Source organism: Planktophila warneckei (SeqCode), assembly GCF_965234675.1.
GTDB lineage: Bacteria > Actinomycetota > Actinomycetes > Nanopelagicales > Nanopelagicaceae > Planktophila > Planktophila warneckei.
In genome coordinates, this window is record NZ_OZ248350.1 from 775,302 (window position 1) to 792,812 (window position 17,511).

The 17,511-nt window shown below is 46.9% G+C and carries 16 protein-coding genes; 11 read left to right on the forward strand and 5 right to left on the reverse strand.

Annotated elements, in window-relative coordinates:
- The first annotated feature begins 1 nt into the window (after position 1).
- From AC8GFU_RS04075 to AC8GFU_RS04085, 3 genes are read left to right on the forward strand one after another with little or no spacing between them, the layout of a single operon-like run.
- Positions 2-748, forward strand: a complete 747-nt coding sequence (locus tag AC8GFU_RS04075; protein WP_506625872.1) for an energy-coupling factor transporter transmembrane component T family protein — start codon at positions 2-4, stop codon at positions 746-748.
- Entirely contained in the window at positions 745-2,352 is a 1,608-nt protein-coding gene (locus AC8GFU_RS04080) for an ABC transporter ATP-binding protein (protein ID WP_506625873.1), read from the forward strand. Before AC8GFU_RS04075 ends, AC8GFU_RS04080 begins: the two co-directional genes overlap by 4 nt.
- Positions 2,349-3,146 (forward strand): ECF transporter S component, encoded by a 798-nt coding sequence (locus AC8GFU_RS04085; protein WP_506625874.1) that lies wholly within the window; start codon positions 2,349-2,351, stop codon positions 3,144-3,146. The genes AC8GFU_RS04080 and AC8GFU_RS04085 overlap by 4 nt, the downstream gene beginning before the upstream one ends.
- Here AC8GFU_RS04085 and gcvT read toward each other — a convergent pair.
- Positions 3,127-4,215: a glycine cleavage system aminomethyltransferase GcvT gene (gene gcvT / locus AC8GFU_RS04090; protein ID WP_506625875.1), complete on the reverse strand. Its 1,089-nt coding sequence runs from the start codon at positions 4,213-4,215 to the stop codon at positions 3,127-3,129. The two genes, AC8GFU_RS04085 and gcvT, sit on opposite strands and share 20 nt — an antisense overlap.
- A gap of 38 nt (positions 4,216-4,253) precedes the next feature.
- Here gcvT and AC8GFU_RS04095 point away from each other — a divergent pair, with 38 nt between their 5' ends.
- From AC8GFU_RS04095 to AC8GFU_RS04110, 4 genes are all read left to right on the forward strand, one after another.
- Positions 4,254-5,744 carry a leucyl aminopeptidase gene (locus AC8GFU_RS04095; protein WP_506625876.1) on the forward strand — a complete coding sequence of 497 codons (1,491 nt, stop codon included), beginning with the start codon at positions 4,254-4,256 and terminating at the stop codon, positions 5,742-5,744.
- A gap of 86 nt (positions 5,745-5,830) precedes the next feature.
- Positions 5,831-7,198, forward strand: coding sequence for a dihydrolipoyl dehydrogenase (gene lpdA, locus AC8GFU_RS04100; RefSeq protein ID WP_506625877.1), 1,368 nt, complete (start codon positions 5,831-5,833; stop codon positions 7,196-7,198).
- 15 nt (positions 7,199-7,213) lie between these two features.
- A complete protein-coding gene (gene sucB, locus AC8GFU_RS04105) occupies positions 7,214-8,917 on the forward strand; it encodes a 2-oxoglutarate dehydrogenase, E2 component, dihydrolipoamide succinyltransferase (RefSeq protein WP_506625878.1) in 1,704 nt (567 codons plus the stop codon).
- 7 nt (positions 8,918-8,924) lie between these two features.
- A complete protein-coding gene (locus AC8GFU_RS04110; protein ID WP_506625879.1) occupies positions 8,925-9,815 on the forward strand; it encodes a TIGR01777 family oxidoreductase in 891 nt (296 codons plus the stop codon).
- Here AC8GFU_RS04110 and AC8GFU_RS04115 read toward each other — a convergent pair.
- From AC8GFU_RS04115 to AC8GFU_RS04125, 3 genes are read right to left on the reverse strand one after another with little or no spacing between them, the layout of a single operon-like run.
- On the reverse strand, positions 9,801-10,964 hold the full coding sequence (locus AC8GFU_RS04115; protein ID WP_506625880.1) for an NAD(P)/FAD-dependent oxidoreductase: 1,164 nt from the start codon (positions 10,962-10,964) through the stop codon (positions 9,801-9,803). The two genes, AC8GFU_RS04110 and AC8GFU_RS04115, sit on opposite strands and share 15 nt — an antisense overlap.
- On the reverse strand, positions 10,957-11,973 hold the full coding sequence (locus AC8GFU_RS04120) for a Gfo/Idh/MocA family protein (RefSeq protein ID WP_506625881.1): 1,017 nt from the start codon (positions 11,971-11,973) through the stop codon (positions 10,957-10,959). The genes AC8GFU_RS04115 and AC8GFU_RS04120 overlap by 8 nt, the downstream gene beginning before the upstream one ends.
- 2 nt (positions 11,974-11,975) lie before the next feature.
- Entirely contained in the window at positions 11,976-14,099 is a 2,124-nt protein-coding gene (locus AC8GFU_RS04125; RefSeq protein WP_506625882.1) for an MMPL family transporter, read from the reverse strand.
- A gap of 82 nt (positions 14,100-14,181) precedes the next feature.
- Between AC8GFU_RS04125 and lipB the strand changes: the two genes are divergently transcribed.
- From lipB to AC8GFU_RS04145, 4 genes are read left to right on the forward strand one after another with little or no spacing between them, the layout of a single operon-like run.
- Positions 14,182-14,844 carry a lipoyl(octanoyl) transferase LipB gene (gene lipB, locus AC8GFU_RS04130; RefSeq protein ID WP_506625883.1) on the forward strand — a complete coding sequence of 221 codons (663 nt, stop codon included), beginning with the start codon at positions 14,182-14,184 and terminating at the stop codon, positions 14,842-14,844.
- Positions 14,841-15,773, forward strand: a complete 933-nt coding sequence (lipA, locus tag AC8GFU_RS04135; RefSeq protein WP_506625884.1) for a lipoyl synthase — start codon at positions 14,841-14,843, stop codon at positions 15,771-15,773. The genes lipB and lipA overlap by 4 nt, the downstream gene beginning before the upstream one ends.
- Positions 15,766-16,464: a lysophospholipid acyltransferase family protein gene (locus AC8GFU_RS04140; RefSeq protein ID WP_506625885.1), complete on the forward strand. Its 699-nt coding sequence runs from the start codon at positions 15,766-15,768 to the stop codon at positions 16,462-16,464. The genes lipA and AC8GFU_RS04140 overlap by 8 nt, the downstream gene beginning before the upstream one ends.
- A gap of 4 nt (positions 16,465-16,468) precedes the next feature.
- Positions 16,469-17,143: a DUF4191 domain-containing protein gene (locus tag AC8GFU_RS04145; protein ID WP_506625886.1), complete on the forward strand. Its 675-nt coding sequence runs from the start codon at positions 16,469-16,471 to the stop codon at positions 17,141-17,143.
- On the opposite strand, the gene AC8GFU_RS04150 is transcribed toward AC8GFU_RS04145, so the two are convergent.
- Positions 17,140-17,511 carry an RDD family protein gene (locus AC8GFU_RS04150; RefSeq protein WP_506625887.1) on the reverse strand — a complete coding sequence of 124 codons (372 nt, stop codon included), beginning with the start codon at positions 17,509-17,511 and terminating at the stop codon, positions 17,140-17,142. The genes AC8GFU_RS04145 and AC8GFU_RS04150 overlap by 4 nt on opposite strands.

Below are 17,511 nucleotides of genomic sequence, written 5' to 3' on the forward strand. Positions count from 1 at the left end.
TATGAAAAAGCTGTCACTGCACCCACTTACATGGTGGATATGGGCGATTGGTTTGGCCTTTGCGGTCATCCGTTTTGATTCAACCATATTCACACTGTGTTGCGTGGGTGCTGTTGCAGTTGTTGTCTTTAACAATCGCGACGAGGCTCCTTGGGGTAACAGTTTCAATTGGACCTTAAAATTAGCTGCTTGGATTCTTTTCATCAGAACTTTAATTGGCATAGTTATAGGGGTTCCAATTCCAGGTAGACAACTTTTCGTCTTGCCAATAATCCCGTTGCCGTCCTGGATGCCCGGTATTCGTATCGGAGGAGCGGTTACATGGGAACGTTTAAGTTCTGCATTAACTGAAGGATTAATGATCTGTTCAATCATTGTCATTTTTGGAGCAGCCGCATCACTAACCAGTCCTCATAAATTATTGCGAGTACTACCTATCTACATTTACGAGTTTGGAATCGCCGTTGTAATTGCGACATCAGTTCTACCGCAATTGGTGACATCGGTTGCTCGCATTAGACAAGCACAACGATTGCGTGGACAAACTCTTAAGGGTTTTAGATCGTGGAAACGCGTAGCCATCCCATTACTTGAAGAGTCCTTGGCCCGTTCACTTGATTTGGCAGCGGCGATGGATAGTCGTGGTTACGGAGTTAGTAGAAAGCGATCTACCTACCGTCCCATTAAATGGAAGTTGTCAGATGTGATGGTCATAGCTTCCTCCTTAGTTGTTTTGGGGCTGTCATGATTAAGTTTTCTAATGTCTCTTTGATCTATCCAAATTCAACCACCACTGTTCTTGAAAACCTGAACTTGGAGATTCAAGAGGGCGAACTAGTACTTGTCATAGGTTCAACTGGTTCAGGTAAATCCTCGCTTTTACGGTTGATCAATGGGCTAGTCCCCCATCACACCGGCGGAATTCTGGCTGGAGATGTAAGTGTTGATGGAGTCTCAACCCAAATGGTGAAGCCAGGCGGGATGGCCCACTTAATCGGAATTGTTGGTCAAAATCCTGCTAATACCTTTGTAGCTGACACCGTTGAAGATGAATTGGCATTTGGGATGGAAACGCTCAACCTGCCAAATGATGTTATGCGCAAGAGAATTGAAGAGACTTTAGATTTACTTAGTCTTACTGCGCTGCGCAACAGAACAATCGCAACGCTTAGCGGCGGGGAACAACAAAGAGTCGCAATAGGTGCCGCTTTGGTAACTCATCCAAAGGTTTTAGTTTTAGATGAACCAACAAGCGCGCTTGATCCCATCGCCGCCGAAGAGGTTCTTTCGATCCTTCATCGCCTTGTGCATGATCTAAGTCTTACTGTGGTTATTGCAGAACATAAATTGGAACGCGTCATTCAGTTTGCCGATCGAATAGTTCAGATCAATGGCGATGGTGTTGCAAAAGTTGGAACACCCGAACAGATCTTGTTGGAATCTCCCATTGCGCCACCAATTGTTCATTTAGCCCGTGCACTTGGTTTGAAGGAAATCGGCGTTTCGGTACGAGACATGCGTCGCATGACAACAGAGATTCGTGAAGGTGAATACGTACAGGAGCCAGCAAAGATGGCTCCGATTGGTAATCCAATAATTTCCATTGAATCACTTTCTTTGAACTTTGCCGATAAGGAGGTTCTAAAGCAGGTCAGCGCCAATGTTTTTGCCCACGAAATTGTTGCGGTTATGGGGCGCAATGGCGCGGGCAAGAGCTCATTACTTAAGTCATTAGCTGGAATTATGGATGGAATAACAGGCGCAGTTCTTGTTGACTCTCAAGATCCGCAAAAACTGAAGGGCACAGTTCGTCGAGAATGTATTGGTTTTATTCCGCAAGAACCTAGCGATCTTTTGTATGGACAAAGCGTTGCCATCGAATGCGAACAAGCCGATTCTGACAATGGAGTGCCAAAAGGAACAACGGTTTCAGTTTTGAATCAATTGGTTCCCGGCATCTCACTTCATGCGCATCCTCGCGATCTTTCTGAAGGACAACGTCTAGGTCTTGCACTCAGTGTGGTTTTATCCGGAAATCCTAAGATTTTGATTCTCGATGAACCAACACGAGGTTTGGATTATCAAGCAAAGAATGAACTAACCAGAATTTTGATTGAGTTTGCGCGAGCAACTGGTAAGTGTGTGCTGCTTGCAACTCATGATGTTGAACTTGTCGCTGAGCTCGCAAGTCGAGTCATCTTTATTGCTGACGGTGAAATAGTTGCAGATGGAACAACCTTGGATGTGTTGCTCTCATCCCCTGCCTTTGCTCCACAAGTTTCTAAGGTGATGTCGCCTCAGCCGTGGTTAAAGGTTTCAGATGTAATCGCAGCGCTGGACAATCCTTTATGAACACAACACAGGACATAGTTAGATTCTCATTCAAGAACTCAGTGATCCTTGGAATCGCTTCAGCGTTAAGCATCGCAGGGTTCATCTGGCCCTTTTTTTATTCAGGTAAAGAACTACCTCAAACCCAACTCTTCTTCTGGCTAGCAGTCGCCTTTGCTTTTCTCGTAGTTATCTTTGAAATTTCCAATACAAGGCTTGATGCTAAATCAGTTGCACTGCTCGGAGTTTTAGCTGCACTGATTTCGGCGCTGCGACCACTCGGTGCAGGAGCAGTTGGCATCGAACCAATGTGGTTTGTTTTAATTCTGAGTGCTCGAGTCTTTGGTCCTTCTTTTGGTTTTCTTTTAGGGATAATTTCAATGTTTGCTTCGGCGCTATTAACAGGTGGCTTAGGACCCTGGCTTGGTTACCAAATCTTTGCTGCGGCATGGATTGGTTTATTAGCGGGAGTTCTGCCGCGAAAGGTTCGCGGAAAGTTTGAAGTATTTATGCTTATTGTTTATGGGGCAATCGCTGCGGAAATCTTCGGCATATTGATGGATCTTCAGTTCTGGCCGTGGGCTTTAGGCTCTAATACACAACTGTCATATGTGACTGGAGGTTCTATCGCTGAGAATCTTTCGCGCTTTTTTACCTTCCACTTTGCGACCGCAATGGCGTGGGATATTCCGCGTGCAATCTTTACCGTAGGCCTAATTGCATTTACAGGAAGTTCAGTTTTAGCTGCTTTGAGACGTACTCAAACTCGAGCCGCCTTTGTGACTCCAGTGGTTTTTAGCGAACGTGTGAAGTAACAAAGGGCAACTTCACAACTTCGCATTGTGAGTCCCGGCCACGCACATCAATTGTTAATTGATCTCCAATTGACGTATCTGCTGAAAGCAATGCAAGTGCAATTCCATGCTTTAACGTTGGTGAGAAAGTGCCACTAGTTACTTCTCCAACAACAACACCGGCTGCATTTTTTACAACCATGCCAGCTCGTGGGATTCCGCGGTCTAAAGATTTCAAAGCCATGCTCTTGCGCTTAGCCGCCCCTGCTTTTTGAGCGATTAATACATCAGATCCGATAAAGGAATCTTTCTTCCAACCGACCGCCCAGCCAGCACTTGCCTCTACTGGAGAAATTTCAAGTGAAAGCTCATGGCCATGTAATGGATAACCCATTTCAGTGCGCAATGTGTCTCGTGCTCCTAATCCGCACACCAAACCATTAAGCGGTTTAATCGCTTCAACTAATGCGTCCCACACAGCAACCGCATCCTTAGTTAATGGAAGCAGTTCATACCCCAATTCGCCTGTGTATCCGGTGCGACACAAGATGACATCGGCTCCTGCAATCGTCACACGATCAAAGGCCATGTAATCGATATCAGTATTAATCCCTAAACTTTCCAAAACCTTTGGAGCAAGCGGACCTTGCACAGCAAGAACTGCGTACTCCATGTGCAGATTTGTAACGGTGATTTCGGCAGGTGCGCAGCTTTGTAAAAATGCAACAACTTCAGTTGTGTTTGATGCGTTGGGAACTAGGAAAAAATCACTCTCGCTATTGCGATAGGCAATTAGGTCATCTACGACTCCACCTGATGGTGTGCACAAAAGGGTGTACTGGGCTGAACCATCTGAAATCTTTGTAAGGTCATTAGTCAGGCATTGATTTAAAAATGCCAAGGCTCCGGGTCCCCTTACCGAGGCCTTTCCAAGATGGGAAACATCAAAGATTCCAACGCGCTCACGAACCGCCGCATGCTCAGCTAAAACACCCGCACCTGGATACTCAATCGGCATCATCCATCCGCCGAAATCAGCCATCTTTGCGTTGAGGGCAACATGTTTTTCATTCAGTGGCGAGATCTTCATTGTGTAAACCTACCAAGATTTCTATTAGGCTTCGCGGCATGAGCACATTGAAGATTTCTGATGGCGTAGTTAAAGATGAGATTTTGGTTCTGGGTTTAACCTCAACCAATTCCAAGGGCGGAATTGCGATCGAAGCCGGCGATATGGCGATCGATACAAAGACGATCCTTTCTCAACTAGTTGATATGGGAGCTACCGGAAAGGTAGATGAAGTTGTAAAGCTTCCAGGCTCTCATGTTCGTCTCTTGGTTTTCACTGGCCTTGGTAAGAAATCAACAAGCTATCCTCACGAAGTTTTACGTCGCGCCGCCGGAAGTGCAGCTCGCGCACTTGCAGGAAACTCAGCTGCAACTTTTTCACTGCCAGCAAAGAGTTTGGCTGAAGTCTCAGCAGTTGCCGAAGGTGCTGCCCTTGGTGCATACACATTTACCGAATTCCGTGGTTCAACAAAGGATGATCACAAGACTCCTTTGAAGACAATTACAGTGCACTCAAAGTTGGCATCCTCTACCGAAGCTAAGGCAGCTGTTTCACGTGCTGCTGTCGTTGCAAAGTACACATACTTAGTTCGCGATTTAATTAACACACCACCTAGTCACTTAACTCCGGACTCATTCACCAAGAAGTTAGCTGCTGCGGTCAAAGCCGCTGGTGGTGCAAAAGTTGGATTGAAGATTCAAATCTGGGATGAAAAACAATTAAAGGCTCAAGGTTTTGGCGGAATTATTGGTGTGGGACAGGGATCAGCGAATCCCCCACGTTTACTTCACATTTCATATACACCAAAGGGTAAGGCTGCAAAGCGTTACGCATTTGTGGGCAAGGGAATCACATTTGATACTGGCGGATTAGCGCTAAAGCCTGCCGCAGGTATGGAAGCGATGAAATCTGACATGAGTGGTGCTGCTGCTGTTAGCGCCGCGGTTATTGCAATTGCAGAATTAAAGTTGCCCGTTGCGATCGAATCATGGGCGCCACTTGCAGAAAATATGCCAAGTGATACCGCAACTCGTCCCAGTGACATCATTACTATTTGGGGTGGAAAGACCGTTGAAGTTCTCAACCCTGATGCTGAAGGTCGCTTAGTACTTGCAGATGGTTTGATGAAGGCCCAAAGTTCGAAGAACAAGCTCGATGGAATAATTGATGTTGCGACTTTGACGGGTGCACAAGTTGTTGCACTTGGAACACGCACAAGTGCAGTTATGACAAATAACCAAGAGTTCAGTGATGCATTTATGAAGGTCACTGCGATTTCAGGTGAGCAGTTCTGGCCGATGCCACTTCCAGAGGAGCTTCGCGCATCTTTGGATTCACCTGTTGCAGATCTAGCCAACATTGGCGATCGCATGGGCGGAATGCTGGTGGCGGGTTTGTTCCTCAAAGATTTCGTCAATTCTGAACTTCCATGGTTGCACCTAGATATCGCTGGCCCTGCCTACAACGAGGCGAAGCCACATGGCTACACACCGGTCGGCGGAACAGGGATAGCCCTCCGCTCACTTGTGACATTGGCCGAACAAGCGTAAATCCGCAGATTTGCATTGGGAGAATTACCCCTCTTTGAGGCAGGATAGGCACCTAGCCCGCATGGGCGTACGGAGGGAGCCGATAAGTGTCGCAATTTGATCTAGTCATCCTTGGTGGTGGCAGCGGGGGTTACGCCGCAGCATTACGTGGTTCTCAACTTGGCCTATCTGTAGCGCTGATCGAAGCAGACAAAGTCGGTGGCACCTGCCTTCACCGTGGATGTATTCCAACTAAGGCGTTATTGCATGCAGCTGAGATCGCTGATGGCGCACGTGAAGGTTCACACTTTGGAGTTAAATCAACTTTCGACGGTATCGACATGGCTGGCGTTAACTCTTATAAAGATGGCGTCATCGGAAAGTTGTACAAAGGTCTTTCAGGTTTAGTGAAGTCTCGTGGAGTTACATTTATTGAAGGTCACGGAAAATTGGTAGCAAAGGACACTGTTGAAGTTAACGGGGTTCGCTACACAGGTAAGAATGTAATTCTTGCAACTGGTTCATATGCAAAAACTTTGCCAGGTCTAGAAATTGATGGCGAGAAGATCATTACCTCTGATCACGGAACAAAGATGAACTACGTACCTAAGAGCGTCATAGTTCTTGGTGGTGGAGTTATTGGTTGCGAATTCGCATCTGTTTGGAAGTCATTTGGTTCAGAGGTAACAATCATTGAAGGACTTCCTCACTTGATCGCTCTTGAAGATGAGTCTTCCAGCAAGCAGCTAGAGCGCGCATTCCGTAAGCGTGGAATTAACTTTGAACTTGGTGTTCGTTTCCAATCAGCTGTTAAGACCGCTGATGGCGTAACAGTGACCCTTGAAGATGGAAAGACATTTACCGCAGAAGTACTAATGGTTTCAGTTGGTCGCGGTCCTGTTTCTTCAAATATTGGTTATGAAGAGCAAGGCATTGCGATGGATCGTGGTTATGTTCTTGTTGATGACAAGTGCCGCACCAATGTTCCTGGCATCTGGGCTGTTGGCGATTTGATTCCTACGCTGCAACTTGCACATGTTGGCTTTGCTGAAGGAATTTTAGTTGCAGAAGAGATTGCGGGATTAAACCCTCGCCCAATTAACTATGACGGTATTCCACGCGTTACATACTCAGATCCTGAGGTTGCATCAGTTGGCTTAACTACAGCTGAGGCGAAGAAGCGTGGCCATGATGTTGTAGAACTTACGTACGATCTTGCTGGTAACGGTAAGGCACAGATTCTTAACACTGCAGGTTCAATCAAGCTTGTTGCACAAAAGGATGGGCCAGTACTTGGCGTCCATATGGTTGGTGCACGTGTTGGTGAACTACTTGCTGAAGCTGAATTGATTTACAACTGGGAGGCTCGCGCAAGTGATGTCGCTCCATTGATCCATGCACACCCAACACTGTCAGAGGCAATGGGCGAAGCTCATATGGCTCTTGCAGGCAAACCGCTTCATGCACACGGATAACCAAGGAGAAAACAGATGACATTTTCAGTAACGATGCCAGCACTTGGCGAAAGCGTTTCAGAAGGCACAGTCACTCGTTGGTTAAAAGCCGAAGGTGATCATGTCAATGTTGATGAACCGCTCCTAGAAGTTTCAACTGACAAAGTTGATACAGAGATTCCTTCACCAGTTGCGGGAACACTTCAAAAGATTGTTGTGCAGATTGATCAAACTGTTCCGGTAGGAGCAGAGCTTGCGATTATTGCGGATAATGCTGCTGCACCAGTTCCAGCACCGGCTACACCCGTTGCTGCACCTGTTATCGAAACTCCAGCACCTGCACCAGTTGTCGCTGCACCAGTTACTCCTCCGCCAGCACCTGCTGCGCCAGCAGCACCTGCCGCTTCAGGATCTGGAACTGTTATCACCATGCCAGCACTTGGCGAAAGCGTTTCAGAAGGAACTGTTACTCGTTGGCTAAAAAATGTAGGTGACTCAGTTGCTGTTGATGAAGCGTTGCTAGAAGTTTCAACTGACAAGGTTGATACAGAAATTCCTTCACCTGTTGCAGGAACACTCCTTGCTATTGATGTTGCGGTTGATACAACTGTTCCAGTTGGAGCTCGTCTTGGATTAATTGGAGCTGCGGGAGGCGCTGTTTCTGCACCAACTGCTCCTGTAGTTACTCCTGTTGTTGCAGCTCCTGTGACTCCACCGCCGGCACCTGTTGTGTCCGAACCAGTGATTTCCACTCCGGTGGCACAGGTTCCAGCTCAACCCGTAACAACAGTGGCTGTGTCTGCACCTGTGTCACAACCAGCAGATGCGTATGTCACTCCCCTAGTTCGCAAACTTGCATCAGAACTTGGTGTCAATCTTGCGCAAGTTAAGGGCACTGGTATCGGCGGAAGAATTCGTCGCGAAGATGTTGAAGCACTTTCTCGTCCGGCAGCTCCGGTTGCTTCTGCTCCTGTTGCTTCTGCACCAAGTGCTGCAAAGCCTGCAGTTGTTGCAGTATCCCCACTTCGTGGAACAACAGTGACTATGTCTCGACTTCGCAAAGTTATTGCAGCTCGTATGGTGGAGTCACTTCAGGTAAGTGCACAACTAACAACTGTTGTTGAAGTAGATGTCACAAAGATCGCTCGACTTCGTGATCGCGCAAAGGCAAGTTTTGAAGCACGTGAAGGCGTAAAGCTTTCATTCCTTCCATTCTTCGCAGTTGCTGTTTGTGAAGCGCTGAAGCAACATCCAGTTCTTAACTCATCAGTTGAAGGCGATCAGATCACTTATCACGGTGCAGAGCACCTAGGTATTGCAGTTGATACGGAGCGCGGTTTGCTTGTGCCTGTTATTGCAAATGCTGGCGACCTGAACATGGGTGGAATTGCTCGCAAGATTTCTGATCTTGCAGCACGCACACGCGATAACAAGGTAACTCCAGATGAACTAGGTGGCGGAACATTCACACTGACAAACACTGGAAGCCGTGGAGCGCTATTTGATACACCAATCATTAACCAACCACAGGTAGCAATCCTTGGACTTGGCGCAGTTGTTAAGCGTCCAATGGTCGTCCGTGGTGAAGATGGTGGCGAGACAATCGCAATCCGTTCAATGGTTTACCTAGGACTTTCATATGATCACCGAGTTGTCGATGGCGCAGATGCTGCACGCTTCTTAGTAACGCTCAAAGAGCGTCTCGAAGGTGGCGCATTTGAGTCAGATCTAGGACTCTAAGTAACGCATGTCAGTTCCACAACGCATCGCAATTACGGGTGCATCAGGACTTATTGGTACCGCACTTGTCGGACACCTAAAGAGTGAGGGACATACTGTTCAGCGCTTAGTTCGTCGCACACCAATCTCTGCCGATGAAGTTCAGTGGGATCCGCAAACAGGTTTTGTTGATCTTGAACCACTGCGCGGCGTAGATGCCATCATCCATTTAGCTGGCGTTGGCGTTGGAGATAAGCGATGGAATAAGAAGTACAAGAGCGAAATCCTTAATTCACGTTTACTTGGAACAACTGCAATTGCTCACGCTGTCGCCGAATTAAAGCCACAAGTTTTTATCTCGGCATCTGCTATCGGCTGGTATGGCGAAAGTGGTAATCGAGCTGTTGTTGAAACAGATCGTGCAGGAGATGACTTTCTTGCAGCTGTGTGTCGCGAGTGGGAAGGTGCAGCAGATCTTGCTGGCGACACTCGCACAGTAAAGATTCGTACCGGCCTAGTCTTAGATCCAACAGGTGGCGCTTTAGGAAAAATGTTGCCGTTGTTTCGCTTAGGTCTTGGTGGAAAAATGGGAAATGGAAAGCAATGGTGGTCATGGATCACCTTGCACGATCAAATTCGAGCAATTGTTTTCGCACTTGAAAATCCAATTTCAGGGCCGGTTAATTTAACTGCGCCGAATCCAGTAACTAATCAAGAGTTCACATCTGCATTAGCTCGCGCAATGCACCGTCCTGCACTCTTTCCTGTTCCAGGGATCGCATTGAAGATTGCACTCGGAGGTTTCTCTTCCGAAATCTTAGGATCAAAGAAGGTAATTCCTCATGCCTTACAAGAAGCGGGATTTACTTGGGATTACCCACATATTTCTGAAGCGCTAGGAAAATTAGTCGAGGATTAATTGAGCTGCAAGGCGACCAGAAAATAGTGCGCCTTGCTGTGATGGAACTGTTCGATGATCACCAGCCACGTAATGATGCTCAGAGATCTTGATGCTCTGCGATAACGAGCGTCCAACGCATTGAATTGGTAGCGCTGCAGGAATCTCGTATTTAGCAATAAATTCCCAATCATGAGTACTTGCTTGCCACATTAACGCCAAGTGTCTGCGGACATCGGATTCAGTGGCGCTTAAATCGGTCGTTGTAGAAACAAGTTGCTGACCTGCAGGAGCATAGGCAGCTGAAATATCTGACATGACAACGGTATTAATCACTGGACCACGCTTTTGTCCATCGATCGTTAGTCGACCATTACCCGATGGATTGTTTGTAGTTGAGTGATACCAGGTGATACATCCCGCCATCCGAGGAACCTCAGTTAAACCCAGTAATTGAGTCGCAGTTGTTGCATCGGTTGCGACGAGAATCTTGTCTGCTGTAAAGCTTCCGTTAGATGTATGAACATTGGTGCCATCTAGCCGATCAACTCGAGTGTTAAAAAGGATTGGTTTAATTCTGGAAGCCAATGCGTTGCTTAACTGACCTACACCTTTACGTGGAACTCCAGGTTCGCCATTTACAAAACTTTTGATAATTGAATGTCCGTACAGCGCATCAACATTATCCGGATCAGTTAAGAAGACACCTTGCAAAAACGGGCGCAGCACTCGTTCGTAAACTGATCCAGTGGCACGAAGTGCCTGACCAATTGAAGTTCCAGCTTGAGGGCTACTAGCGATAAATCGCAACAACGATAACTTTTCAGGAATACTTCCTGTTGCTCTATTGAGGGCGGTTAATGGTGCCTGCCGCGGATCTCCAATTGCATGTCGGCTATCCCCTATTGCAACTTCAATAACACGGGGTGCTGAAACAAAATCAATTTCGTTAATGACATCTAACTCTTGCAGCGCGGGATACTTTGAATTAATAAGTTGAAAACCACGATCGCAAATGAAGCCATCGATGACATCACTTGCTACTCGCCCACCCGCGCGATCTGAGGCCTCAATAACAGTTACATCAACCCCTGCTGCTTCTAGCTGAATCGCTGCATTTAGTCCTGCCAATCCAGCTCCGATAATTAATACTTCGGAAGTACTACCCACGTGTCCCGACCTCGCGTGCTTGATCAATTATTCGAGCCACTAATAGGGCGTCTTCATGTGGAACTGGCCATGGGCTTCCTGAAGTAATTGCAGACTCAACCTCTTTGTAAAAGTGAGCGTAATTTCCAGGTTGGGATGTGATCTCTTCGACTTCGTCGCCTCGATGAATAAAAGCTCGTGAATTAGTCGGAACTGTCCAGGTGCCACCTTCTGGATACTTGCCTGCACGCAGTAATGCCTCTTGTGGATCTAAATCATTAATTACCAGCGCACCTTTTGTTCCAAGAATGCGGATACGAGGGCCAGGTGCACCAACAACCGCACTTGCTGAAAGATATGACATGGTTCCGGATTCGTGACGCAGAACCAATACTGAATCATCATCTGCGCCACCCCGAAGAGATCGGACAGTCGCTGTAACTAATTCAGCTTTTCCAAACCAATCTATGGCGGTTGAAATCAGATGTGGTTGCAAATCCAATAACTGACCACCGCCATCTGCTGCAGACATGTTTTCGCGCCATGAAGTTGCATTGAGTTCTGGTCTAAAACGTTCAAAACGTGAATCGATTCGATGTACTTCGCCGAGCGCGCCGCTAGCAAGAACTTTCTTGATCGTTAAGGCATCACTATCCCAGCGACGATTGAAAAAGGTTGAAAGCCCAACTGATGCTTTCTTGGCCGCGTCAACAATTAGCTCTGTTTCAGCAAGCGTTCTTCCCATTGGCTTATCAACTACTACTGGAATCCCAGCATTAATGGCCGCAGTTGCATGCTCTGCATGAACCAAGTTAGCTGAGGCAACCACAACTAGATCTAAATCCTTAGAAACCAGCTCTTCTATTGTTGCTACAACGGTTGTATCGGGGAAATCAGAAAGCGCATGTTGCTTGCGTTCTTCGTTGTTTGTTTGAATAGCTACAACTTCAAAGCCACAACCTTTAAGTAAAGGTGCATGAAAGTATCGCCCAGCTAATCCATAGCCGGCGATACCTACACGCAACGTCATGTTTACTTATCCTGCAACTTAGATGGCCACCAGATCTTTGGTCCAATCTCGTGCACCAAAGCAGGCACCAGGATTGAACGAACGATGATTGTGTCTAGCAGAACGCCAAATGCGACCGCAAAACCAAGTTCAGCAAGCGGCACTAGTGGAAGCAAGCCTAGAACGGCAAATGTTGCAGCTAGAACAATTCCAGCTGAAGTAATTACTGCACCTGTCACCGTTACACCCTTAATGACGCCTTCACGAGTGCCGATCTTCTGCGACTCTTCACGAACACGAGTCATCAAGAAGATGTTGTAGTCGATACCGAGTGCAACCAAGAAGATGAAGGCAAAGAGTGGGAATGAGTTATCTCCCCCGGCAAAGCCAAACACGTGGTTGAAGACCAACGCACACACTCCCAAAGTAGCGAAGTAAGAAAGCACAACGGTTCCAAGTAGAACAATCGCGCTGAGAATACTTCGGAGCAACAATCCCAAAATGATCGTAATAACAATCAGAATAATAGGAATAATTGTTTGGTTGTCCTTCTTATTTGCCGTACGAACATCAAAGTACACGGCACTAGTTCCACCAACTAGTGATGATGGGTCCTTTGCGTGAGCAATTTGGCGAATCTTCGGAATGTCGTTTCCGGCTTCAACACTGTCTGGAGCCTTATCCAATGTCAGATTCAAAATTGCTTTGCCATCTACGATTTTCAGAGCAGATGGGTTCATTGGATCCATCATCGGCGCAACATTTGTCACGCCTGGTGCGGTAGATAGAGCTAAAGCGACTTCATCAAGTTTATTTGCAGAAACTACAACCTGAGTTGGATCTCCTTCTCCACCAGGGAAGTGCTTCAGCAGAAGTTTTTGACCGACAACAGATTCAGGATTTCCGGTAAAGGTATCTACAGTTCCGATTCCATCAGCCTTTAAGGTTGTTGAAGTAAAGGCCAATGCAAGTAAAACAGTTCCGGTAATTACCCAAGCCTTGCGATGGTTGCGACCAATGCCTTGTGCAAGCTTTGACCAAGGTCCGCTCATCACATGATCATCGCCATCAAATAATGGACGACGTGGCCAGAAGATCCAACGACCGAATACAAGTAACAATGCTGGCAGTAGCGTCAAAATTGTGATCATTGCGCACACAATTCCGATTGCTCCAATTGGACCAAGCCCTGCTGTATTTGTTAATTGGCTAAAAAGAAGAATGAGAAGTGAGATTGATACTGTCGAGCCTGAAGCAAGGATTGGCTCCCAAACACCCTTATATGCAGCTTTCATTGCATCAAATCGGCTCTCATGTAAATGAAGCTCTTCTCTATAACGCGCGATGAGAAGAAGTGCATAGTCAGTTGCAGCTCCAATTACCAGAACAGACAAAATACCTTGCGACTGTCCATCGACATCAATAATGTTGTTCTTGGCCAAGAGATACACAATTCCACCAGCAGTCGTTAATGCAAACATTGCAGAAAGCAATGGGATGATCCACAACACCGGTGATCGGTAAACAAAGATCAAAATGAGTGCAACAACTCCGAGGGTAGTTAAAAGTAATGATGAATCTAAAGTGCCGAATGCACCGAATAAATCGCCAAGAAGACCACCTGGACCAGTTACATAATGTGTGAGTCCGTTAGCTTCTGCAATTGGCTTGATATCAGTTCGAAGTGCCTCGACAATCGCAGGCAACACTGGTTGATCGTTTGGCAAAGTCTTAGCAATTGAATTTCCATCAAGAGGAATATTTGCAAGCAGCGCCTTTCCATCTTGAGATGGAAACACCGAAATTTTCTGACCTGGCGCAAGATAATCGGCGATCTTTGCATTAGTTCCATCAAGATTCAGCTCTCCAACTGACGATAAGTGTGAATTAATAGCCGCAAAGGTTTCTGGAGTTGCTTTGCCTTCAAATAAGATCAAGGTTGGAAAATTGAAGGAATCCTTACCTGAAAACTTAGCGATTTGATCAGAAGCCAACGTTGCTTCAGCCCCTTTAGGCAAAAAAGAAGAGTTATTGTTTTCTTGAACAGAAGTGAGCTTTCCAAATAGCGGCCCAAAGACTCCGGTGATAGCAAACCAGATGATTACTACCAGTAGAGAGATGGCAAAGGGCTTACGGCTCTTATTCATAGTCGAAGATGACACGGCTAAATGGCCTTTCATGGTGCTCGGATTGTTCCAATTGGTAAGGAGCCAAGCCTACCTTTAGGCTATGGGTGTGCCCGTCCTTGAAAGCCCATCTAACGCATCAATTGCGCTTTCTCGCCATGGCTTAGTGGATTATCAAAAAGCGTGGGAGGTCCAACGCACGATTCATCAAGAGGTTGCCGATGGGATTCGTCCCAATACCTTGCTATTGCTAGAGCACCCATCTGTTTACACCGCCGGTCGTCGCACCGATGATTCTGAGCGACCAACAGATGGAACTCCTGTGATTGATGTTGATCGCGGCGGACGTATTACTTGGCATGGTCCTGGTCAATTAGTTGGCTATCCAATTGTGAAATTACTAAAACCAACTGAGTTAGTTGGTTTTGTCCGCGAGATCGAAGCAGCCCTCATCAATGTGTGCGCTGATTTAGGTATTACCGCTGTACGCGTGGCTGGTCGTTCTGGAGTTTGGATTCAAGATTCACAAGGAGATCGCAAGATTGCCGCGATAGGAATTCGTGTTGCTAAAGGTGTAACGATGCACGGATTCGCACTCAATGTGAATCCAGATCTTTCAGCATTTAGAAGCATTGTTCCATGTGGAATTAGCGATGCTGATGTCACATCACTGGAAATCGAATTAGGACGCACAATTACTATCGAAGATGTTGCACCATTAGTAGAGCGCCATATCTTTGAATCTCTGAAAAAGGTGAGCGCATGACAATGGCACCAGAAGGACGCAAGCTTCTTCGAATTGAAGCTCGAAATGCGGAGACACCGATTGAACGAAAGCCTGAATGGATCAAGACTCGCGCCAACATGGGTCCTGAGTACACCCGACTTCGTTCATTAGTTAAGACCGAGGGTCTTCACACAGTTTGCCAAGAAGCTGCTTGTCCTAACATCTTTGAATGCTGGGAAGATAAGGAAGCTACATTTTTAATTGGTGGAGATCGCTGTACTCGTCGTTGCGATTTCTGCAACATCGATACCGGAAAACCACTGCCGGTTGATCTGATGGAGCCACATAAGGTTGCACTTTCTGTTCAATCAATGGGTCTGCGCTACGCAACGATCACTGGTGTTACACGTGATGATCTAGATGATGAAGGTTCTTGGTTGTACGCCGAAACTATTCGTAAGGTTCACGAATTAAATCCAGGAACCGGTGTTGAAATGCTTGCACCAGATTTCAACGCTAAGCCAGAACTGCTCAATCCCATCTTTGAAACTCGTCCCGAGGTATTCGCACACAATCTTGAAACAGTCCCCCGCATCTTCAAGCAAATTCGCCCTGCCTTTACCTATGAAAAATCATTACGCGTTATCGGTATGGCACAGGAGTTTGGCTTAATTACTAAATCCAACTTGATCTTGGGCCTTGGCGAAACTCGCGAAGAGGTTTCACAAGCACTTGTCGATCTTCACAATGCAGGATGCGACTTGATCACAATTACTCAGTACCTGCGTCCTACAAACAAGCACCACCCAGTTGAGCGTTGGGTGAAGCCACACGAGTTTGTGGAACTAGCCCAAGAGGCAGAGCAAATCGGATTCCTTGGCGTCATGAGTGGTCCACTTGTTCGATCCTCTTACCGCGCAGGTCGTTTGTACAAGCTAGCCATGGAGAAGAAAGCCTCACGTGGTTGATCTGGTTTACCCCCCAGTTATTGGCGTAGTTAAAGGGGTATGGAAATACCTGGGATTCAAATTTGATTTTCAGGGTGAAGAGAATGTGCCGCGCAAAGGTGGAGCAATTCTTGCAATCAATCACACAAGTTATTTAGATTTTGCCTTAGCCGGTACTGCCGCTCTACCTGCAAAAAGATATGTACGTTTTATGGCAAAGAAGGAAATCTTCGATAATAAAATCGCAGGTCCTTTAATGCGCGGAATGCATCACATCAACGTGGATCGCAGCAATGGCTCAGCATCATTTGTTGCAGCGTTACGGGCGCTGAAGTCTGGTGAAATTATCGGCATATTTCCTGAAGGAACAATCTCGACAAGTTTTGAAATAAAAGGTTTGAAATCTGGTGCTGTGCGATTGGCAATCGGCGCCGGTGTTCCAATAATTCCAACGATCGTGTGGGGCGGGCAACGCGTATATACAAAGGGCGTAAAACCCAGCTTTAAGCGCGCACATATTCCGGTAACTGTCTCTTTCGGAAAACCCATCGCATACTCTCGAGACACAGATATTGAGGTCGCAGAAAAGCACCTGCGTGAAGTGATGATCGAAATGTTGCGTGAAGTTCAAGAAAAATACCCTGATAGTCATGTGGGCCAGCGCTGGGCGCCGGTTCGTCTTGGTGGAACTGCGCCAGCCCCACTAAACTAAAGCCATGTTCAAGAAAAAAGCTAAAGAAAAGAAGATCAAGACTCCACGTTTCCAAACCTTCCGTGATGCCTATGCGGTCACTAAGCAGGTTAAGCCATGGATCACCATCGCCTTAATTGGCATCTTTGCAGTGACATGGGCAATCGGAATTTCGATTGGCGCCTCGCTTGGTCATCCTTACTACTTTGGATTTATCTTCTTGCCCGTTGCATTACTTGCAACAATGCTTTTCTTTACCCGCCAAGCTGGAACCGCTGCCTATGCATCTATTGAAGGTCAGATCGGTGCGGGAGCAAGTGTTTTGATGGCCATTCGCAAAGGTTGGACTACAACTCCTGCAGTTGCTGTTGCGCGAAACCAAGACATGGTTCATCGCAGTGTGGGTCGCGCAGGAATCGTTTTGACAGGTGAAGGTTCAAACTCAGTTCGCCAAATGATGGCCGACGAAAAGAAGAAGGCTGAGCGTTTTGCACCAGGTGTTCCAATTACCGAAGTTCTAGTTGGAACAGAAGAAGGCCGCGTGCCAATTCGTAAGTTACAAAAGCATCTGCGTCGACTTCCAAAGAAGTTAACTCCACATCAAATGCGTGAAGTTCGTGCACGTCTCAAGGCTGTTGGCGGAATGTCTATGCCAATTCCAAAGGGACCAATGCCAACTCGTGCTCCAAAAATTCGCTAACCTCGAGTTAAAACACTTCCACTGAATCGTTCGTGCATTCCTCTGCCATTTTCATCAAAGGTAATCGCAAAGATCACTGAGATCAGCAACGCGGTTCGAATCACTGCTTGAAGTGGAGATATAGATCCCCCATCGCTAAAGCGGACAATACGAATTCCGAAGAGGCGGTGCCCCATGGATGCACCTTGCAAGGCTGACAAGATTGCCACCTCGGCAAAGAAGAGCCCAAGCACCGTCAGCGAACGGTTGGGCGCCATCTGCCCGATGCCTCCGGAGGTCGCGGCAACAATGAAGTAACAGGCCAGCCAATCGACCATCAGGGCGGCCATGCGCCTTCCGAGGCTCACACGCGTAAATTCAAAGCTCAT